This window comes from Rahnella sp. GSA61A, assembly GCF_019969905.1.
In the GTDB taxonomy this organism is placed as follows: Bacteria; Pseudomonadota; Gammaproteobacteria; order Enterobacterales; family Enterobacteriaceae; genus Rahnella; species Rahnella aceris.
The window spans coordinates 1-20,120 of the sequence record NZ_JAHXYO010000037.1 but is presented as its reverse complement, the minus strand read 5'-3'; the positions used below and the strand labels follow the sequence as shown (position 1 = coordinate 20,120).

The 20,120-nt window shown below is 55.8% G+C and carries 17 protein-coding genes; 8 read left to right on the top strand and 9 right to left on the bottom strand.

What is annotated here, in order from left to right; all coding sequences use genetic code 11:
• The first annotated feature begins 202 nt into the window (after window positions 1-202).
• From fepB to LC431_RS25745, 4 genes are read left to right on the top strand one after another with little or no spacing between them, the layout of a single operon-like run.
• Window positions 203-1,171 (top strand): Fe2+-enterobactin ABC transporter substrate-binding protein, encoded by a 969-nt coding sequence (gene fepB, locus LC431_RS25760; RefSeq protein WP_223510462.1) that lies wholly within the window; start codon window positions 203-205, stop codon window positions 1,169-1,171.
• Entirely contained in the window at window positions 1,171-2,172 is a 1,002-nt protein-coding gene (gene fepD, locus LC431_RS25755) for a Fe(3+)-siderophore ABC transporter permease (protein ID WP_223510461.1), read from the top strand. Before fepB ends, fepD begins: the two co-directional genes overlap by 1 nt.
• A gap of 2 nt (window positions 2,173-2,174) precedes the next feature.
• Window positions 2,175-3,203, top strand: a complete 1,029-nt coding sequence (gene fepG / locus LC431_RS25750) for an iron-enterobactin ABC transporter permease (RefSeq protein ID WP_014411586.1) — start codon at window positions 2,175-2,177, stop codon at window positions 3,201-3,203.
• Entirely contained in the window at window positions 3,200-3,997 is a 798-nt protein-coding gene (locus tag LC431_RS25745; protein WP_013573884.1) for an ATP-binding cassette domain-containing protein, read from the top strand. Before fepG ends, LC431_RS25745 begins: the two co-directional genes overlap by 4 nt.
• Here the strand turns inward: LC431_RS25745 and fes are convergent.
• Window positions 3,971-5,314: an enterochelin esterase gene (gene fes, locus LC431_RS25740; protein ID WP_223510460.1), complete on the bottom strand. Its 1,344-nt coding sequence runs from the start codon at window positions 5,312-5,314 to the stop codon at window positions 3,971-3,973. The genes LC431_RS25745 and fes overlap by 27 nt on opposite strands.
• A gap of 225 nt (window positions 5,315-5,539) precedes the next feature.
• Here fes and LC431_RS25735 point away from each other — a divergent pair, with 225 nt between their 5' ends.
• Window positions 5,540-7,810, top strand: coding sequence for a TonB-dependent siderophore receptor (locus LC431_RS25735; protein ID WP_223510459.1), 2,271 nt, complete (start codon window positions 5,540-5,542; stop codon window positions 7,808-7,810).
• Between the two features lie 68 nt (window positions 7,811-7,878).
• Here the strand turns inward: LC431_RS25735 and gdhA are convergent, their stop codons facing one another.
• The 8 genes from gdhA to malK form a co-directional block, all read right to left on the bottom strand.
• Window positions 7,879-9,222, bottom strand: a complete 1,344-nt coding sequence (gdhA, locus tag LC431_RS25730) for an NADP-specific glutamate dehydrogenase (RefSeq protein ID WP_112198029.1) — start codon at window positions 9,220-9,222, stop codon at window positions 7,879-7,881.
• A gap of 112 nt (window positions 9,223-9,334) precedes the next feature.
• Window positions 9,335-9,820, bottom strand: coding sequence for a methylated-DNA--[protein]-cysteine S-methyltransferase (locus LC431_RS25725; RefSeq protein WP_013573880.1), 486 nt, complete (start codon window positions 9,818-9,820; stop codon window positions 9,335-9,337).
• Between the two features lie 63 nt (window positions 9,821-9,883).
• Window positions 9,884-10,582 carry a phosphatase PAP2 family protein gene (locus tag LC431_RS25720; RefSeq protein ID WP_013573879.1) on the bottom strand — a complete coding sequence of 233 codons (699 nt, stop codon included), beginning with the start codon at window positions 10,580-10,582 and terminating at the stop codon, window positions 9,884-9,886.
• Window positions 10,583-10,652: 70 nt separating this feature from the next.
• Window positions 10,653-11,090 carry a DUF2000 domain-containing protein gene (locus LC431_RS25715; protein ID WP_112152062.1) on the bottom strand — a complete coding sequence of 146 codons (438 nt, stop codon included), beginning with the start codon at window positions 11,088-11,090 and terminating at the stop codon, window positions 10,653-10,655.
• A gap of 51 nt (window positions 11,091-11,141) precedes the next feature.
• Complete coding sequence (locus LC431_RS25710; protein WP_112152061.1) at window positions 11,142-11,981, bottom strand: AraC family transcriptional regulator; 840 nt, start codon at window positions 11,979-11,981, stop codon at window positions 11,142-11,144.
• 151 nt (window positions 11,982-12,132) lie between these two features.
• Complete coding sequence (malM, locus tag LC431_RS25705; RefSeq protein WP_126124608.1) at window positions 12,133-13,029, bottom strand: maltose operon protein MalM; 897 nt, start codon at window positions 13,027-13,029, stop codon at window positions 12,133-12,135.
• Between the two features lie 230 nt (window positions 13,030-13,259).
• Window positions 13,260-14,558, bottom strand: a complete 1,299-nt coding sequence (locus LC431_RS25700) for a maltoporin (RefSeq protein WP_014411581.1) — start codon at window positions 14,556-14,558, stop codon at window positions 13,260-13,262.
• Window positions 14,559-14,584: 26 nt separating this feature from the next.
• Window positions 14,585-15,694, bottom strand: a complete 1,110-nt coding sequence (gene malK, locus LC431_RS25695; protein WP_013573874.1) for a maltose/maltodextrin ABC transporter ATP-binding protein MalK — start codon at window positions 15,692-15,694, stop codon at window positions 14,585-14,587.
• Between the two features lie 366 nt (window positions 15,695-16,060).
• Here malK and malE point away from each other — a divergent pair, with 366 nt between their 5' ends.
• From malE to malG, 3 genes are all read left to right on the top strand, one after another.
• Window positions 16,061-17,260, top strand: a complete 1,200-nt coding sequence (gene malE / locus LC431_RS25690; RefSeq protein WP_013573873.1) for a maltose/maltodextrin ABC transporter substrate-binding protein MalE — start codon at window positions 16,061-16,063, stop codon at window positions 17,258-17,260.
• 71 nt (window positions 17,261-17,331) lie between these two features.
• Window positions 17,332-18,876 carry a maltose ABC transporter permease MalF gene (malF, locus tag LC431_RS25685; protein ID WP_013573872.1) on the top strand — a complete coding sequence of 515 codons (1,545 nt, stop codon included), beginning with the start codon at window positions 17,332-17,334 and terminating at the stop codon, window positions 18,874-18,876.
• 13 nt (window positions 18,877-18,889) lie between these two features.
• Window positions 18,890-19,780, top strand: coding sequence for a maltose ABC transporter permease MalG (malG, locus tag LC431_RS25680; RefSeq protein ID WP_013573871.1), 891 nt, complete (start codon window positions 18,890-18,892; stop codon window positions 19,778-19,780).
• Window positions 19,781-20,120: the final 340 nt, after the last annotated feature.

Genomic DNA, 20,120 nt, shown 5'->3' with positions numbered 1-20,120 from the left:
TCCACATTCGGCACTGAATTATCTGACGCCATCAGAGTTTGCAGCACGGTGGCGAAATGGAAAATGTGAAGGTAAACAAACCGACATTACTAACTGACGGTTGTATCTAATCCTGGGGGCAGGTCATCTCTCGTCATTGACCCCATACGCCCTGCATATAATAATGATAACCATTAACATTAAAGAATCAGGAATGGATCCAATGACAAGGGCTGGTTTTCGCCGTTTTTCAGGGATGGTTGCGCTGTTGTTATCGCTGCTTGTCGCCACGCAGGCTTTCGCAGAAGGCTGGCCACGGCAAGTTATGACCTCAAAGGGAAGCATCACATTACAACAGCCGCCGCAGCGGATTGTCTCCACCAGCGTCACCGTCACCGGCACATTGCTGGCGATTAATGCGCCGGTTATCGCCAGCGGGGCGACTGCGCCCAATAATCGGGTTTCCGATGCTCAGGGCTTTTTCCGCCAGTGGGGCGATGTCGCGAAACAACGCGGTGTGCAGCGGCTTTATATCGGCGAACCGAATGCTGAAGCCATTGCCGGACAGGCACCGGATCTCATCATTATTGCCGCCACAGGCGGGGATTCCGCACTGAAACTCTATGATCAGCTGTCTGCCATTGCGCCAGTTATGGTGGTCAATTACGACGATAAAAGCTGGCAGGAACTCGCCACCGAATTAGGCCGGGCGACGGGTAAAGAAACCGATGCCGCCAAGGTTATCGCGCAGTTTTCAGCCCGTGAAGACAGTCTGAAAAAAGCGATACATTTGCCACCGCAGCCGGTGTCCGCGCTGGTTTATGGATCAGATGGCAAAAGCGCCAATCTGTGGACGCCCGCGTCACCGCAGGGTCAGCTGCTCCGGCAGTTAGGATTCAGCCTCGCGCCGGTTCCGCTGAATTTCGCCGCCAGTTACAGTCAGGGCAAACGCCATGACATCATCCAGCTTGCCGGTGAGAAAATGCCGGAGGCGATGAACGGCCAGACGCTGCTGTTATTTTCCGCCAGTCAGTCTGATGCACAACGGCTGCTGACCAATCCTTTTCTGGCGAAGTTACCTGCTGTGCAGACCGGGCGCGTGTATGCCATGGGTGACGACACGTTCAGACTCGATTATTACAGCGCCAGCAACATGCTGAATCAGCTTGAAAAACTGTTCGTAACTCACTGATGTCCCGCTCAATAAAAAATCTCACAGCGCTGTTGGTTGCCTTGTTTTTGCTCTGCCTGATGATGGCGCTGAGTCTGGTGCTGGGCGAGAAATCGCTTGCGTCCGGCACCGTGATGTCAGCGCTGAACGGCCAGTGTACTGGGGCGGATTGTGTGATTGTCACCGATGCCCGTGTGCCGCGCACGCTGGCCGGTTTGCTGGCAGGGATGGCGCTCGGATTATCCGGTACGCTGATGCAAATCCTCACCCGCAATCCGCTGGCTGATCCCGGTATTCTTGGCGTTAATGCGGGTGCGGCTTTCGCGGTGGTTATCGGTATCGCCTTTTTTGGCGCAACGGATGTCAGCCACTATTTGTGGTTCGCGTTTGCCGGTGCCTTACTGGCAACATTGCTGGTCGCCATGATCGGCGCGCTGGGACGCGGAAAGCTGGATCCGGTACGCTTAACTCTGGCGGGCGTCGCGCTCGGCGCTGTGCTGGAAGGCATGTCTTCGGGGATTTCCCTGCTCAACCCGACCGTCTACGATCAGTTGCGATTCTGGCAGGCTGGCTCGCTGGATATCCGCAATATTACCGTGATTAAAACCATCACACCGCCGGTGACTTTTGCGGTTGCCCTGAGCTTACTGATGGCCCGTTCCCTGAATAATCTGACGATGGGCAACGAACTGGCGACGGCGCTCGGCACCAAAATCGCGACCACGCAGTTGCTGGGATTACTGGCGATTACGTTGTTGTGCGGCAGCGCCACAGCGGCTGTCGGCCCCATCGCCTTTGTCGGCCTGATGGTGCCGCATATGGCGCGCTGGATCTGTCGTGCGGATCCGCGCTGGATGCTGCCGTGGACGCTGGTGTTAACCCCGACGCTGTTGCTGGCAGCCGATATCGCCGGGCGTTTTCTGGTTACCGGAGAATTGCGGGTTTCCGTGGTGGTCGCCTTTATCGGCGCGCCGGTGCTTATTTTCCTGGTACGCCGTCCCGGTGGATTACACAGAGGTTAACCATGAGCCAGACTCTTACAGAACCTCGCCCGCTGAAAAAACCTTTGCTGCTGTCGCGCCCCTTTCTGACCGCCTGCGGACTGGTGTTATGCCTGATCCTGCTGGCGGTTTACGCGCTGGGTAGCGGAACACTGGCACTGACGCCGTCGCAGGTTGTCAGCGCCCTGCTCGGCGACGGGCCGAAAAACCTGAGCATTATTGTCACGCAATGGCGTCTGCCGCGCGTGGTGATGGCGATGATTCTCGGTGCCGCACTCGGCATCAGCGGCGCGATTTTTCAGTCGCTGCTGCGCAATCCATTGGGAAGTCCGGACGTTATCGGTTTTAACACCGGCGCGTATACCGGCGTTCTGCTGATTATCGTGTTGTTCAATGGCGCTGCGGGCGACCTTCTCCCCGGCGCGATGGCAGGCGGCGTCGTGACCGCACTGGTGGTATACGCCCTGGCATGGCGTCAGGGCATCGAAACGTTCCGCCTGATTATCGTCGGTATCGGCGTACGGGCGCTGCTGATTGCGGTCAATACCTGGCTGATTATTCACGCCTCGCTGGAATCGGCGCTGACGGCTGGCTTGTGGAATGCCGGTTCGCTCAATGGCATCACATGGGAGAAAAGCCTGCCGGCGACCGGGATGATTATCGTCGCCTGCATGCTGGCGCGTTGCTTATCCGCTCCGATGCGGTTGCTCGAAATGGGCGATGATGCCGCCTGTGCGCTGGGCGTACCGGTGACGCGTTCACGTTTATTGCTGATGCTGGCGGGCGTGGCGTTGACCGCCGCGGCCACCGCGCTGGCCGGGCCAATTTCCTTTATTGCGCTGGTGTCACCGCAAATTTCGCGTCGTCTTTGCGCCAGCCAGCAGCACGCTTTATTTTTCGCGGCGCTGACCGGTGCGCTGCTGTTGCTCGCCGCCGATGTCACTGCACAACGGCTGTTCACGCCCTATCAGTTACCCGTGGGCGTGCTGACCGTCAGTCTGGGCGGCATTTATCTGATTGGGTTGCTGATCCGGGAGTCGCGACGCTCATGAATACTGAACACTCTTCCCCTTTGTATGCGAAAGATCTGACGCTGGGCTACGATAAAAAAATCGTCGCCCGCGAACTCTCCGTCTCTATCCCTCAGGGAAAACTCACCGTGATTATCGGGCCGAATGCCTGCGGTAAATCCACATTATTGCGCACGCTCAGCCGCCTGATGCCGCCGCAATCCGGCACGGTATTTCTGGACGGCAAACTGATCGGTGATTACGGCACCAGAGACGTCGCGAAACGTCTGGGTTTACTGCCGCAAAGTTCAACGGCGCCGGGCGATATCAGTGTGGCGGATCTGGTGGCCCGCGGGCGTTACCCGCATCAGAGCCTGTTCAGCCGCTGGACAGCGCAAGATACGCTGGCGGTGAACGACGCCATGCACGCGACGGGAGTATTCGAACTGGCGGAAAGCACGGTGAATTCACTTTCCGGCGGACAGCGCCAGCGGGTGTGGATAGCCATGGTGCTGGCGCAACAAACGCCGTTGTTATTGCTGGATGAACCGACAACCTGGCTGGATATCGCGCATCAGATTGATTTGATGGAACTGATGTGTCGCCTGAATCAGGAAAACGGCCGCACGCTGGTGGTGGTGTTGCACGACCTGAATCAGGCATGTCGTTACGCCGGGCATCTGATTGCCATGCGCGATGGAAAAATACTGGCTGAGGGCGCACCGGCAGACATCGTCACACCGGCACTGATCGAACAGGTTTTCGGGCTACGCTGCGCCATTATCGACTGTCCGGTTTCGCATACACCGTTAATTATCCCGCTGGGTAACGGTTGAATCTCCGGTGCTCCATGGCTCTTCGTTCCACAGGTATTGAAGGCCATCGGCTAATCCGCCGCGCCAGCTCAGCGCATCGTGACCGGCATCGACCACGCGATAATGCACGCTGTTTTTGGTGCGGCTCAGCAGCTCATCCATCTGATTATTCACCTGATAAATCAGTCGTTCATTGCTGCCCGCTTCCATGAAAATTTTCAGATGGCTGGCAGCCCCCAGCCCGTTACTCACCGCACGCAGTAACAAATCCGCCTCGTCAGGATTTTCATCCTGCTGCGATTTATTACGTCGCGGCCACCAGAAAGAACCGGACTGACTGAGTACCAGACCGAAGCGCTGCGGCCAGTGCAAACCGGCGTACAACGCTGACAGCCCGCCAAAGCTCTGCCCCGCCACCACTGTTTTGTTCGCATCGCTGCTGTGCGGTGCGAGCGTCGCCACGGCGGGCAATAACTCCTCCTGAACGGCCAGCCAGAAATCTGCATTACAGGTCAGTTCGCGGCTGCGGGTCTGTGTATCGATCACATCAATCAGCACGTAGACGGCCTGCGGCAATGTGCCTTCCTGCGTCAGTTGCATCAGCGGCTGCCAGACCGGCATCTGCTGCGCCCAGAACTGGCCGTCGAGCAACAGCGCCAGCGGGCGCGATGCCGGATCCTGGCTTTCGCCGGTGGCGTAGATCCAGACCTTGCGCCGGTTGCCCAGACGCGCACTGTTCCACTGATAGGTTTGCAGTTTTGCCGGTTTCTGTGGCAACGCGGCACCGTGGAGATCAAACTCCCGCCAGGCAGGCTGCGGCAATGCGTCGGGCATATGCAACGGCGACAGCGCGTGAGATTTCGCCCCCGGCCACGGCTGATTCGGATTCAGCGGGTCATAAATCGCATGGGCGAACATATCTTTCCACCATTCCCGCGCAGCCAGCATGGCGGTATAGGCATCGGGATCCTGCGGGAACTCTCTGCCGGGCCCGGTGCGCGGGATCAGGCTGTAGCTGCCGCGCCAGCCGGAGCGCAGCGTAATACTCAGCGACCAGACATCGGTTCCCGCAAGTCTTTGCAGACTTTGCGGCGGTAAAGACTGATGGTGATCGGTGATGCCGTTGATGTTGATCCACACCCGCTGGAAATCCGATGTCGCCTCACTGCCCTGCGGATCCCGCCAGAAGAACGTCACGTTGCATACGTCATCATTCAGCCGTTCGATCAAGGGTGAACCTTGCGCTTTAATGTCTTTCCACCATTCGGCACTTCCCGCCTGAGAGCTTGCTAACATCGCCTGCGCGGTGGGTTTTTCCGGAAACTGCGATTTCATCATGTTTACGCTTTACAGTCTTTTGGCAATGAGAGAAGGCATAATTTGCAGAATAATTGACCTGCTTCCTGCAAATTATGAATGGGAATCGTATTGATAATTGTTTGCATTTGCAATAGTGTGTTACCGCCCGTAAACGGGACGATAAAAATACACACACAACAGGCCATCCTCCTGTTCACTAAATCTGTTTTGCAGGAACGGATGGATTTCAGGGCAGAATCCACTATGAAAAGCAGGCTACCACACTATTCTCTGGCAACCTTAATCGGGCTGGGATCAGCACTTTCTTTGCCCGTCAGCGCGGCAGAAAGCACCACAACCCGCACAACAGACGCCAGCCAGAACACCGCAGAAACACAGGAAGACACCAGCGACACACTGGTTGTCACCGCCGCACAGCAAAACCTTCAGGCTCCCGGCGTTTCCACCATCACTTCTGATGAAATCCAAAAACGCCCTCCGGCACGCGACATCAACGAACTTATCCGCACCATGCCCGGCGTAAACCTGACCGGCAACTCTACCAGCGGCCAGCGCGGTAATAACCGCCAGATCGACATCCGGGGTATGGGCCCGGAAAATACCTTAATCCTGATCGACGGTAAGCCGGTGAACAGCCGCAACTCAGTGCGTCAGGGCTGGCGCGGTGAGCGTGATACCCGCGGCGACACAAGCTGGGTTCCGCCCGATATGATCGAGCGCATCGAAGTGATCCGCGGCCCGGCGGCGGCGCGTTACGGTAACGGCGCGGCGGGTGGCGTGGTGAACATCATCACTAAAAAAGACACTCAGGAGTGGCACGGTTCCTGGAATACCTATCTGAACGCACCACAACATAAGGACGAAGGCTCGACCAAACGTACCGATTTCAGCCTCTCCGGCCCGCTCAACGATCAGTTCAGTTTCCGCCTGTTCGGTGGCTACAGCAAAACGCAGGCTGACGCGCAGTACATCAACGACGGTCATCAGTCTGAGCGTACCGGCACCTATGCCGACACCGTTCCGGCAGGTCGCGAAGGCGTGATCGATAAGAATATCGACGCCCTGTTGCACTGGGATTTTGCCCGCATGCAGTCACTGGAATTTGAAGTGTCCAACAGCCGTCAGGGCAACCTGTACGCAGGCGACACGCAGAACACCAACACCAGTGATTTGGTGAAAAGCATGTACGGTGAAGAGACTAACCGCATTTACCGCCAGTCCTACTCGGTGACCTACAAAGGCGCGTGGGATAACGGTGTAACCACCAGCAACTACGTGCAGTACGAAAAAACCCGTAACTCGCGCATGGATGAAGGGCTGGCGGGCGGTACCGAAGGCATCTTCTCTGACGAAGACTTCAACACCATCGCACTGGGCGACATTCTGGCGCACAGCGAAGTCAGTATTCCGTTTGAGCTGGGCGTGCCGCAAACCGCGACGTTCGGCACGGAATGGAACCAGCAGAAGATGAAAGATCCGTCTTCCAACACGCAGGCTATGCTCGGCGGCGCGATTGCCGGTACCGACAGCACCAACCGCAGCCCCTATTCTCAGGCAGAGATTTTCTCGCTGTTTGCCGAAGATAATATTGAGCTGACCGACAGCACCATGCTGGTGCCGGGTCTGCGTTTCGACCATCACTCCATTGTCGGCAATAACTGGAGCCCGTCGCTGAACCTGTCTCAGGAACTGGGCGACGATTTCACCCTGAAAATGGGTATCGCCCGCGCCTATAAAGCGCCGAGCCTGTATCAGACCAACCCAAACTACGTGCTGTACAGTAAAGGTCAGGGTTGTGCGGCCAGCGGCGGCGGTTGTTATCTGGTGGGGAATAAAGATCTGGATGCGGAAACCAGCGTAAACAAAGAGATCGGACTGGAATTCCACCGCAACGGTTATCAGGCGGGCGTGACCTATTTCCGCAACGATTATCGCAACAAAATCGAATCCGGCTATCTGCCAACCGGCACGTCCTCCACCGGCACAACTGATGTATATAAATGGGAAAACGTGCCGAAAGCCGTGGTTCAGGGGCTGGAGGGCACGCTGAATATTCCGGTCAGCAGCACCGTTTCCTGGAATAACAACGGCACGTACATGATTGAAAGTAAAAACAAAGAGACCGGCGATTATCTGTCGATCATCCCGGAATTTACCATCAACTCCACGCTGAGCTGGCAGGCAACGGAAGATCTCTCTCTGCAATCTACCCTGACCTGGTATGGCCGTCAGAAGCCAAAGAAATACAACTACAAGGGTGAAGCCGTCACCGGCAGTGAGAAAAATGAAGTCAGCCCGTATTCTGTGGTCGGCATGAGCGGCACCTACACCGCGACCAAAAATGTCAGCGTCACGGCGGGTATTGATAACGTCTTCGACAAACGCCAGTTCCGTGCGGGTAATGCCCAGACTGTGGGTAATGCCACCACCGGCGCCTATATGTACGGCGCAGGCGCGGCAACCTACAACGAACCGGGCCGCACGTTCTACATGAGCCTGAATACGCACTTCTGAGTATGTTGCCCACATAAAAAAGCCACCTGCAAAGGTGGCTTTGTTGTTTCTGAAACCTGACTTTGGGCTTACAGCACGCCCTGCGCCAGCATGGCATCAGCGACTTTGACGAAGCCGGCGATATTTGCGCCACGGACATACTGCGTCTGCTGGCTTTCGCCGCCGTATTCGACACACGACTGGTGAATATCCAGCATGATGTGACGCAAACGCGCATCCACTTCTTCGGCTTTCCAGCTCAGACGCGCAGCGTTCTGCGCCATCTCCAGCCCTGAGGTTGCCACGCCACCGGCATTCGCCGCTTTACCCGGCGCGAACAACACGCCCGCGTCGGTGAACAAGTCGGTCGCTTCAATCGTCGTTGGCATATTCGCGCCTTCAGCGACCGCTTTCACGCCATTGGCGATCAGCACGCGTGCCGCAGAGGCATCCAGTTCATTTTGTGTGGCGCAAGGCAGCGCGATATCCACCGGCACGTTCCACGGCTGCTGGCCTTCGAGATACGTCAGTCCGAGTTTTTGCGCGTAATCCGCCACGCGGCCATCACGGCTGGCTTTGATTTCGGTCAGCAGCGCCAGTTTCTCAGGAGTAAAGCCTGCTTCATCGACGACAGTACCGTTAGAATCTGACGCCGTAATCACCCGTGCGCCCAGTGACATGGCTTTTTCAATTGCATATTGTGCGACGTTACCGGAACCAGACACCGCCACGCGCATACCTTCGAAATCCAGGCCATGGCGTTTAAGCATCGATTCAGTGAAATAGATCAGGCCATAACCTGTGGCTTCCGGGCGGATCAGGCTGCCGCCGAACGACAACCCTTTGCCGGTGAACACGCTGGCAGTGTTGTTGGAGAGTTTTTTCATCATCCCCGCCATATACCCGACTTCACGCCCGCCGACGCCGATATCCCCCGCAGGCACATCAGTATCCGGGCCGAGATGACGGTAAAGTTCCAGCATCAGCGCCTGACAGAAACGCATGATCTCGCCTTCGCTTTTGCCTTTCGGATTGAAATCACTGCCGCCCTTCCCGCCGCCCATTGGCAACGTGGTCAGGGCATTTTTAAAGGTCTGCTCAAAACCGAGGAATTTGAGAATCGATAAATTGACCGACGGATGGAAACGCATGCCGCCTTTATACGGGCCGATGGCCGAGCTGAACTGTACACGCCAGCCACGGTTCACCTGCACCTGATTTTTGTCATCCACCCACGCGATACGGAACTGAATGACACGTTCCGGCTCCACCAGACGTTCGAGTAAAGCAGAACGGCGGTATTGCGGATTTTGTTCGAGGAAAGGCCATAGCGTGGTCATAACTTCACGTACGGCCTGGGAGAATTCGACCTGATGCGGGTCGCGTTGCTGAACTGAGGATAAGAACTGTTCGAGGGATTGAATCTGATCCATTAAGGTAAAACTCCGTTTGTAAGTGATGTTGTCTTTTTTATTTACTGCTTATTTTTTGACTATGCATCGACTGACAAGCGGACATCAAGCAATTTATTTCCCAATAAAAACCCTAAGATTTACGACCTTCCAGCTTCAGTAACAACAACTTGTTGTCCAGCCCGCCAGCAAAGCCGGTTAATTTCCCGGAAGCACCAATCACCCGGTGACACGGCGCCACGATAGAAATCGGGTTGCGGCCATTGGCCGCGCCCACGGCACGAACCGCTTTCGGGCGACCGATACGACGGGCGATCTCGCCGTAGCTGCGCGTTTCACCAAACGGAATTTCCAGCAACGCCGCCCAGACTTCTTTCTGGAATTCGGTGCCGGTGAAATCGAGTTCCAGCTCAAAACGGGTACGCTTACCGGCAAAATATTCGTTCAGCTGTTGTTCGGTTTTCAGCAAGATCGGAAACGACGGGTCTTCAATCATATCGCCCAACGGCACGCGCCCGTCGATTTCACATTCCCACAAAATGGCGGTCAGCTTATCGCCTTTCGCCGCCAGTGTGAGTAACCCGACCGGCGATGCCATCCGCTTGAATCTGTTTTCCATCAGTCCCTTCCTCTGCAAGTTTTACGCCCCACACTTTACCGGAAAGGCAGGAACTGACGAAAATTATTTCAGGCCCAACTGTGCGCGAAGTTCCGCTTTCGCCGCGTCGAATTCGGTTTTGAAATCTGGCTGTTCTTCCATTTTTTGCGCGATCAGTGCAGCACCGGTGCGGCTCATCACGGTATCAGAACGGTAATGGAAACCCGCTACCAGACGGTTTTCGGCGTAACCGGCCGCCCGGGTGAACAGCGCGTTGCGTTTTTCCGGCACCATTTCGCCCAGCACCGTCGCCATCAGATAGCCGATAGTAGAATGACCGGAAGGCCATGAGCCGGATTTGGATTTTTTCAGCAGCGGATGAATTTGTTCATCGAGCATATAAGGACGCGGGCGGTTAAAGGCTTTCTTGGCGTGATCGTCCACCACGTCTTCGGTCGCCACAATACGATCAAACAGCGCAGCGGTTTTCGGCAGTTTCGCAGCATCAAAGTCCGGCCCCATCACATCGGCAAAACGCCAGACGTTTTCTTCAGCATCAGCAATCGCCGCTTTTTCCTGCTCCGGCGTACGGGTGGCCTGAATTTCGAGCAATTCTTTCAGTTCCGCTTTGGTCTGCGCCGAATCATCCGCCGGTGGCGCGGGCAGATATTTCGTCAGATCCAGTTCCTGGCTGGTGATAAAGGGTTTGGCTTCGTCAGCCGCCTGAACGACAAAAGTGGAACCGAGGGTGAAAAGCAGCAGAGCAACGAGGGACTTACGCACGGGAAAACTCCTGATATTAGTTTGAATATCAGGAGAGTAGAGAACAAGTGTGACGCTTAAATGACAAACATCAGCCGAGCAAACCGAGTTTTCCGGTCAGCTTGCGCACCACTTTCTTTTTACCCGCCAGCGCAATGCCCAGCAGTTGCAGGTTGTCCGTCGGCACAACAGACACCGCTTCGCGAAACGCGGCGTAATCCGTGGTTTGCTGTCCTTCGACCGGAAAAATAATTCCGTCCATTTCGTCATCATGAAGCAGGTGCTGATGAAGGTGCGTGAGCTGTTCGCTGTCGGCAACCAGCACGCTGATGCCAATCGGGATCAGCCCCGGATGCACGCGGTTATCAGCGTCAATCAGCGGCTCGCCCACCAGCGACGGATGGCGTTGCCCGAGCGTCAGGGCCAGCACGGCGGCGGCATTGGCGGCATGTCCGGCGGCAAGTTGCTGGTTGATGACAATCACGCAGCGTTCCGGTGACGAAGGCAGAATGGTTGCAGGCGTATTCATGATGGCAGGCTCCGGTTCAGTTGAAACATGAGCTTAACCCGTCACTTTTTCTCAATCTGGAAGATTTGTGCACAGACGCCGGTAATGTGCTGGCGTGAGCTGATAGGCGCGGCGGAACCAGCGCCCGAGATGGCTCTGATCAGCAAAACCTAAATCAGCCGCCACGTCAGCCGGTGTGCGCCCGAGCGCCAGCCCTTCACGGGCGCGGGTCAGTTTCAGCTGAATAAGATAGGCGTGCGGCGGCAATCCGAATTCAGCTTTAAACGCACGGCTGACCACAAAGCGGCTTTCGCCGGTCGCCGCTGCCAGTTGTTCGAGGCCGATGTCTTCGTGCAAGTGGGCATGCAGATATTCCCGCGCCTGATGCGCCAACCGCGACCAGGGCGCATGCCCCTGAAGTCGCGGCGGCTGCCAGGTGAGATGGCCGCCCAGTGCACAGAGCAAGCCGTCGAGCGCGGTCTGGCGGACAATGCGCAGGTCTTTGCCGTGCAGCGCCTGAAAAGCCCGTGACGTCGCCTGCGCCAGTTGCGGATCCTGCGCTAAGGTATTTTCGAAACTCGGATCACCGGCCGGAGAAAGGGAATCGCGCCGTGCCGCCAGCTCGCGGCTCAGCCATTGCGGATCGAGATACAGCATGTGATAGGTAAAACCGCCAGGCTGCACCGCATCGCCGTCATGGATTTCGCCCGGTTCGAGCATAAAGACTTTGCCCGGCAGGCTTTGATGTTTCTGGCGGCGACAACTGAACTGCTGCAAACCGTACTGAGTGACACCGACCAGATAACTGTCATGCCAGTGGGGATCGTAAGCATGGCCTTCGAAATGGGCGTGGATCGTCTCGATCCCGCTGTCTTTATCTTTCGATAAATCGACCCAGTTTGCAGACGCCATACATCCCCCGCTGAATGAATTAACAACAGGGTAACAAATAGGCGGAGTGAATAAAACTCGGTGGGTTTAAAACTCCCTCCCGGCCTCCCCCTTCGCAGGGGGAGGAGCTGAAAAAACTGCCAGCTTTTTCTCGGGGGAGGCGCTGAAAAACTTAGTGCTTCACGCTTTCAATAAAGGTTTTACGGGCGGATTTGGAACCCAGACGCTCAGCTTCATCCAGCAATTTCAGGGCTTTATCGACGTCCCCTGCTTTCACTGCTTTCTTAATCGCATCGTTAAAGTAGGTTTCTGAATCGCTGAGCATTGGCTCGCTCGGTTTGGCCGGAGCCGCCGCAGGTGCAGGCGCTTGTGTGCTGCCGACCACTACGGGTGCTGCCGCTGCCGGTGCGGAAGACGGGAAGATCTGACCAATCATCACGTTACCGGTTTTCTGCTCGGCAGTGACTTTCAGGCTCAGTGTGCCGGTCGGGGTATGACGGGCAATCGGATCCGGGATATCCGGTACGGCGTTACCCACGCCCGCAGCGAAGGCTTTCGCCGGGTTCACCATCTGCGTGGTCTCAGCTAAGTCCTGACGGGTGGTGTACACCAGCAGATAAATTTGTTTCTGACCCAGTGCCGGTGTCAGTTTCAGTGTGCCTTCCAGACGATCGCTCGAGACGATACCTGGTTTCTGATACGGGAAATAGCTGGAAGGGTAAAACGCAGCCGGACGCATCTGCTCATCCAGCACCAGAACATTTGGCGCATACACGGTTTTACCGGTCGCGATACTGGTCAGCGTAATTTCAAGCGAACCCCGGTCAGCAGGTAAAGCGAATGCCCCGACGGCGCCCTGAATCTCACCCTGATTAATTTCAGCGCTGGACGTCCCCAGCGTCACATCCTGCGTCACTGGCGGAACCAGCGGCGTCCATGAAAGGTTGCGTAAGGTCTGGCTGGAAATAGCCGGTGCAGTATTCGCATCATTTTGCGCAGCGTTCACCACAGCAGGGGCAGCAGCCAACAGGCTCAGCGACAGACACAGTGACAGCAGATTCTTTTTCATTATTGTTTCCTTTGAAATCACCATGAAGGCTGGCGGTCATCAGCGATAATCCGCCAGCCAGCACATCTTCTTTACTGCGTTTTTTTAAAACTTACATTGCCATTTTTCCAAACTCTTTCGGGTTGCCGGAAGGCGGCAAGCGTCCAAGTCCCCGGGAGCGTAGACAACTACGTGACCAGGGCGAGGACGCGCAGCCAACGCATCGGCAGCGCGAAGGAGGAAGGAAAAAATTACCACCAGATTTCCATCTGGGCGCCGAAGGTTATTTCGTCGTCATTACCACGGCTGTATGTGGTCGTGCTGGTGTCGTTCATCGCTAAGCCATTGTTTGCGCCGCTGTCAGTGTCGTAGCCCCATTTTTCATCCCAGTTCGCATAAGTGGCAAACACGCGGATGGCCGGACGTGACCAGATGCTGTCGCCCGCCTGCCATTGTTGCGCCAGGGTGACTTTGTACTGGCCGTTTTTGTCGCCGGTACGCTGGGATTTCACGTTGTCGTAACCGACTTCCAGCAAGGTGCTCATGATCGGGGTCCATTTGTACATCGGACGGACACCGACGGTGTACCAGGTGGTGCCGTTGTTGTTATCGCGGTCAACGTCCTGATACATCGCCACGTACATCAGGCTCCAGGTGTCGTTGAAGTCGATAGCACCGTGGTCGAGCACACGCACCATGCTGCCGTTGTTGTTGATGGCGGCACCATTCGAGTGGCCGTTCGCCGCGCCCTGACCCGGATCCGTCATGGAATCTGCGGCATATTGCAGCACGAATTTGTTATAGCCGTTGTAAATACTTTGCGTATGTTCCGCAGTGACCAGGAAGCCGTCTTTGGTCGCATCGTCAGCCAGTGAATAACCATCACGCGCGTTAGCACGGCCATAATCCACCCCTAACTCCAGCACACCGCCCGGGTTAGTTTGCAGGCCTGCCAGACGCACGTCGAACACGTCGTTGGAGGTAGGCACTTCATTACGCTGGTCAGCGATATAACCGTATGAACCGCCGCTTTCGGTGTTACGGGTGGCAGCCAGAGACAGTTTACCGAAGCCCAGATCGATATCTTCCAGACCCGCACCAGGACCTGAAATATCCCAGTAGTAGAAGTCGATCATGTGAACGTCATGACGTTGGTAGAAACGCTTACCGGCCCACATAGTCGAACCCGGCAGCCATTCGATCAGGTTCTTACCCTTCACGTTTGCTTCGCGGAAAGCCGGATCGGTTGACTCCCAGTCGTTCTGTTGAGAAACGGAATACGCCACGTTGGTGTCGAAGTAGAAGCTCTTATCCCCTTCTTTCCACACTTCCTGACCCAGTTTCAACTCTGCATACGTCTCACATTCGTTACCGAGACGGTATTTGCTGTCTGCACCTGTCGCTTTGAAACATTGCTGCTCGCCGCCGCTGCCGGTCCAGCCAATACCCGAACGGGCATAACCTGTGAAATCCACCGCCATTGCTTGTGTAGAAAGGATGCCAGCAGCCACTGCCAGCGCCAGGGAAGAACTACGCATTGTGATCATCATTTTCTCCTGTAGGGGATCGCGTGCTTTCAAACACCAGGTTCGGGGTGTAACCGGCGACATGCCGTTCCGTCTTCGCGGAACAGATGGCAGCGGTGTGGCGGCAAACCGATGGCGAATGTTGCACCTTCTTCTACCAGCACCACGTCGTTCTGGCGGTACACCAGGTTCTGACGAATTGCCGGAATTTGGATGTGGATCTGTGTTTCGTTACCCAGTTGCTCGACGACCTGCACTTCGCCGGAAAGCGTCACTTCAGCGACGTCGCTTGGCAGAAGATGTTCAGGGCGGATACCCAGTGACAGGTTGCTGCCGACTTTCACGTCGGTCCCTTCCACCGGCAGCCAGACTTGCTGGCGGTTCGGCAATTCGACCTGTACGCGCGCAGGTTCAGCAGCAGTGACTTTCACCGGCAGGAAATTCATTTTGGGTGAGCCGATAAAACCGGCGACAAAGCGGTTGGCAGGATAGTGATACAGCTCGAGCGGCTTACCGACCTGCGCGATATGCCCGGCATCGAGCACCACGATTTTGTCGGCCAGCGTCATCGCTTCGACCTGATCGTGGGTCACGTAAATCATGGTGCGTTTCAGGCGTTTATGCAGACGTGAAATCTCAATACGCATCTGCACACGCAGCGCAGCATCTAAGTTAGAAAGCGGTTCATCGAGCAGAAAAACCGTCGGCTCGGCAACCAGCGTACGGCCAATCGCCACGCGCTGACGTTGTCCGCCGGAAAGCGCTTTCGGGCGTCTGTCCAGCAAATGCGCCAGTTGCAACACTTCGGAAACCTGATTCACCCGCTGATTGATCTCGGCTTTTTTTGCCCCCGCCAGCTTCAGGCCGAAGGACATGTTTTCTGCCACAGACAGATGCGGATAAAGCGCATAAGACTGGAACACCATGCCGATGCCACGATCGGCGGGCGGCACTTCATTCATGCGTTTATCGCCAATCTTCAATTCACCGGACGTGATGTCTTCCAGGCCTGCAATCATGCGCAGCAGAGTGGATTTACCACAGCCGGACGGCCCGACGAACACCACAAACTCGCCTTCTTCTATTTCCAGGTTGATGTCGCTGGAAATCACGGTGTCGCCAAAGGCTTTGTACACGCTGTTAAGGGAAACGCTCGCCATCCTGAACTCCTGTACTTGCTGCCAGCGAGAAAACTCAATGCAACGAAGAGTGAAGGATTAGCCGGTAACCGTAATCATCCGTAACAAAGTTTTTCATGGGGGAGGAGCAGGGAGGATGACGATTCACCGCAACCGGATGAAAGTTCACAGCAAAAATCAAATTCGTGATCTGAATGGCAAAAAACGAACCATATTTTTGAGTGATGAACCACATAACGCCTGAGAGTGTCGGTGGGATCACATTCTGAGAGGTGGGGGCGTAGAGGGGGGGATGATGAAGCTGTGACAGGTTAAATCCACACTGGCGTCGTACCCTGTCTTTTCCGTCTCAGACGATAAAAAAACCGACTACAAAAGGATTGGATTATGACCCTCAGCATTAAAAAGATTGTTAAACACACACTGGCACTCTCGGCGCTGGCTACGCTGGTGTTGTCATCTTCCGCGTTCGCCAAAATAGAAGAAGGAAAGCTGGTCATCTGGATCAACGGTGACAAGGGCTATAACGGCCTGGCGGAAGTCGGTAAGAAATTTGAAAAAGACACCGGCATTAAAGTCACGGTAGAACATCCGGACAAGCTGGAAGAAAAATACCCGCAAGTGGCAGCCACAGGCGGCGGCCCTGACATCATCTTCTGGGCGCATGACCGTTTTGGCGGCTACGCACAATCCGGTCTGCTGGCTGAAATCAGCCCGGACCAGACCTTCAAAGACAAACTGTTCCCGTTCACCTGGGATGCGGTCACCTTCAACGGCAAGCTGATCGGCTATCCGGTCGCGGTTGAAGCGCTGTCACTGATTTACAATAAAGACATCATTAAAGAAGCGCCAAAAACCTGGGAAGAAATCCCGGCGCTGGACAAAGAGCTGCGCGCCACAGGCAAGAGCGCCATCATGTGGAACCTGCAGGAACCGTACTTCACCTGGCCAATCATCGCCGCTGACGGCGGTTATGCGTTCAAGTATGAAAACGGCAAATACAACATCAAAGACACCGGCGTGAATAACGCAGGTTCACAGGCTGGCCTGCAATTCATCATCGATCTGGTGAAAAACAAACACATCAACGCCGACACCGATTACTCCATCGCTGAAGCCGCCTTTAACAAAGGCCAGACCGCAATGACTATCGACGGTCCGTGGGCGTGGTCAAACCTCGACAAGAGCAAAATCAACTACGGCGTGACGTTGCTGCCAACGTTCCACGGCAAGCCGTCTAAACCGTTCGTCGGCGTGCTGACAGCCGGTATCAACGCCGCCAGCCCGAACAAAGAGCTGGCGAAAGAGTTCCTGGAAAACTACCTGATCACCGACGACGGTCTGGCCGTCGTGAATAAGGACAAACCGCTGGGTGCCGTGGCGCTGAAGTCTTATCAGGAGAAACTGGAAAAAGACCCGCGCATTGCTGCCACCATGGCGAACTCGAAGAACGGTGAAATCATGCCAAACATCCCGCAGATGAGCGCCTTCTGGTACGCAGAACGCAGCGCCATCATCAACGCGGTGAATGGCCGTCAGACCGTTCCGCAAGCACTGAAAGATGTAGAAACCCGCATTACCAAGTAATGCCTGCGTTTTAGCTCAATGAACGGTACGGAGCCAACCTGCTCCGTACCGCCACTACAAGGATTGTCCCTATGCCAGTAGCCAAAAAAAGGCCGTTCAGCAATGCGCTTAAGTGGCTGATCATCGCCCTGCTCGCCTGCTTTACCGGTTATCTGATCGTGCTGATGTATGCGCAGGGTGAATACCTCTTTGCCGTTCTAACCCTGATCCTCTCCGGTGTCGGCTTATACATTTATGGCAACCGCCGCGCGTATTCGTGGCGCTACGTGTACCCCGGTCTGGCCGGGATGTCGTTATTTGTGTTGTTTCCGCTGATCTGCACCATCGCGATTGCCTTCACTAACTACAGCAGCACCAACCAGCTGACCTTTGAACGTGCGCAGTCCGTTCTCATGGGACGTGAATTCCAGGGCGGCAAGGTGCTGAATTTCGCACTCTTCCCTGCGGGCGATAGATGGCAACTGGCACTGACGTCGGCGGATAACAGCGAGACGCTGGTTTCCCCGCCTTTTGCTTTCAACGCTTCCGCGCCGCAAACGCTGGACATGCTGCCGCAAACCGCGCCATCGGCTGAAAAAGCCGGGTTGCGGGTAGTGACACAAAACCGTCTGGCCCTCGGTCAGATCTCAGCGAAATTACCCGACGGCGAAACGCTGCGCATGAGTTCCCTGCGCCAGTTCTCCGGCACTCAGCCGCTGTACAAACTCGGTGAAGATAAGAAGCAGCTGACCAATGTGCAAACCGGCACGATTTACCGCCCGAACATGGACACCGGCTTCTATCAGGCAGTGAACGCTCAGGGCGAATGGCAGGCAGAAAAACTCAGCCCCGGCTTTACCGTCGGCATCGGCTGGGGCAACTTCCTTCGCGTGTTACATGACGAAGGGATCCAGAAACCGTTCCTGTCGATTTTCGTCTGGACCGTTGTATTCGCCCTGCTGACCGTGGTGCTCACCGTGGCTGTCGGTATGGTGCTGGCCTGCGTGGTGCAGTGGGAAGAACTGAAAGGGAAAGCGGCGTACCGCATCCTGCTGATCCTGCCCTACGCCGTGCCTGCGTTTATTTCGATTCTTATTTTCAAAGGGTTATTCAACCAGAGTTTTGGTGAGATCAACCTGATGCTCAGCGCGCTGTTTGGCATCAAACCGGCGTGGTTCAGCGATCCATGGACGGCCAAAAGCATGATCATTATCGTCAACACCTGGCTCGGTTATCCGTACATGATGATCCTGTGCATGGGCCTGCTGAAAGCGATCCCGGACGATCTTTACGAAGCATCCGCTATGGACGGCGCGACGCCGATGCAGAACTTCTTCCGCATCACGCTGCCGCTTTTGATCAAACCGCTGACGCCACTGATGATCGCCAGCTTCGCGTTTAACTTTAATAACTTCGTGCTGATCCAGTTGCTGACCAACGGCGGGCCGGACATGCTCGGCACCACCACGCCAGCGGGTCATACCGATTTGCTGGTCAGCTACACCTATCGCATCGCCTTTGAAGGCGGCGGCGGGCAGGACTTCGGGCTGGCGGCAGCGATTGCCACGCTAATCTTCCTGCTGGTGGGAGCGCTGGCTGTCGTGAACCTGAAAGCATCACGTATGAAATTCGACTGAGGAGAAACAAACAATGCCTATGGTTAAACCGAAGTCGCAGAAAGTCAGATTGCTGGTCACACACCTGCTGTTGCTGTGCTTTCTGGCGCTGATCCTGTTCCCGTTGCTGATGGTGTTCGCCATCTCGCTGCGTCCGGGTAACTTCGCCACCGGCAGCCTGATCCCGGATCAGGTCTCGTGGGATCACTGGAAACTGGCGCTCGGCATTGCCGTCAACAACAGCGACGGCAGCGTTACGCCACCGCCGTTCCCGGTGATGCTGTGGCTGTGGAATTCGATCAAGATCGCCGTGATCACCGCCGTCGGCATCGTCGCACTTTCCACCACCTGCGCCTATGCCTTTGCCCGCATGAAATTCCGCGGTAAAAGTTCGCTGCTTAAAGGGATGCTGATTTTTCAGATGTTCCCGGCGGTGCTGTCGCTGGTGGCGCTATACGCCCTGTTCGACCGTCTCGGCATGTACGTGCCGTTCCTCGGGCTGAACACCCACGGCGGCGTGATTTTCGCCTATATGGGCGGCATCGCCCTGCACGTCTGGACGATCAAAGGCTATTTCGAAACCATCGACGGTTCGCTGGAAGAAGCCGCTGCGCTGGACGGTGCCAGCCCGTGGCAGGCATTCCGTCTGGTGCTGCTGCCGCTGTCTGTGCCAATTCTGGCAGTGGTGTTCATTCTGTCGTTCATCGCGGCCATCACCGAAGTGCCGGTGGCGTCGTTACTGCTGCGTGACGTCAACAGCTACACCCTGGCGGTCGGTATGCAGCAATATCTTAACCCGCAAAATTACCTGTGGGGTGATTTCGCGGCGGCAGCCATATTGTCGGCTATCCCGATTACGGCGGTGTTCCTGATTGCTCAACGCTGGCTGGTCGGCGGCTTAACGGCAGGCGGTGTGAAAGGTTAACTGTAAGGCTAATGCGCTTTGTAATACTTGATCAATTCCCTGTGTCTTGGGCGGCTGAATAAGCCGCCTTTTTTTATGCATGGAGGGATCGGGAATAACCAAATAGTCGGTGCAAAGGTATCAGCGAGCTCACAAGAGGCAATGGACTGTATAGCGATCACCAGACCCCCTTAGGATTCATATACAGGCCATCCGATCCCAACGGTTGCCCATAAAAATCTATGGTCACCCCCTTTTTTGCAACGTTGATTTTGATTTATGATGGGCTTGCTTAAATCTATACGGCGTCTGATGGGCAACCTTACGTTGCCCGCGCCACGATGAAGTCCGCGCCTGCAGA

Excerpts from the sequence above, each read along its gene's own strand:
- fepD (WP_223510461.1), top strand. The coding sequence starts at position 1,171 with ATGTCCCGCTCAATAAAAAATCTCACAGCGCTGTTGGTTGCCTTGTTT.
- LC431_RS25725 (WP_013573880.1), bottom strand. The coding sequence starts at position 9,820 with ATGGAAAACAGATTCAAGCGGATGGCATCGCCGGTCGGGTTACTCACA.
- malE (WP_013573873.1), top strand. The coding sequence starts at position 16,061 with ATGACCCTCAGCATTAAAAAGATTGTTAAACACACACTGGCACTCTCG.
- LC431_RS25745 (WP_013573884.1), top strand. The coding sequence starts at position 3,200 with ATGAATACTGAACACTCTTCCCCTTTGTATGCGAAAGATCTGACGCTG.
- malK (WP_013573874.1), bottom strand. The coding sequence starts at position 15,694 with ATGGCGAGCGTTTCCCTTAACAGCGTGTACAAAGCCTTTGGCGACACC.
- malG (WP_013573871.1), top strand. The coding sequence starts at position 18,890 with ATGCCTATGGTTAAACCGAAGTCGCAGAAAGTCAGATTGCTGGTCACA.
- LC431_RS25710 (WP_112152061.1), bottom strand. The coding sequence starts at position 11,981 with ATGGCGTCTGCAAACTGGGTCGATTTATCGAAAGATAAAGACAGCGGG.
- malM (WP_126124608.1), bottom strand. The coding sequence starts at position 13,029 with ATGAAAAAGAATCTGCTGTCACTGTGTCTGTCGCTGAGCCTGTTGGCT.
- LC431_RS25735 (WP_223510459.1), top strand. The coding sequence starts at position 5,540 with ATGAAAAGCAGGCTACCACACTATTCTCTGGCAACCTTAATCGGGCTG.
- LC431_RS25715 (WP_112152062.1), bottom strand. The coding sequence starts at position 11,090 with ATGAATACGCCTGCAACCATTCTGCCTTCGTCACCGGAACGCTGCGTG.
- fes (WP_223510460.1), bottom strand. The coding sequence starts at position 5,314 with ATGATGAAATCGCAGTTTCCGGAAAAACCCACCGCGCAGGCGATGTTA.
- malF (WP_013573872.1), top strand. The coding sequence starts at position 17,332 with ATGCCAGTAGCCAAAAAAAGGCCGTTCAGCAATGCGCTTAAGTGGCTG.
- fepG (WP_014411586.1), top strand. The coding sequence starts at position 2,175 with ATGAGCCAGACTCTTACAGAACCTCGCCCGCTGAAAAAACCTTTGCTG.
- LC431_RS25700 (WP_014411581.1), bottom strand. The coding sequence starts at position 14,558 with ATGATGATCACAATGCGTAGTTCTTCCCTGGCGCTGGCAGTGGCTGCT.
- fepB (WP_223510462.1), top strand. The coding sequence starts at position 203 with ATGACAAGGGCTGGTTTTCGCCGTTTTTCAGGGATGGTTGCGCTGTTG.
- gdhA (WP_112198029.1), bottom strand. The coding sequence starts at position 9,222 with ATGGATCAGATTCAATCCCTCGAACAGTTCTTATCCTCAGTTCAGCAA.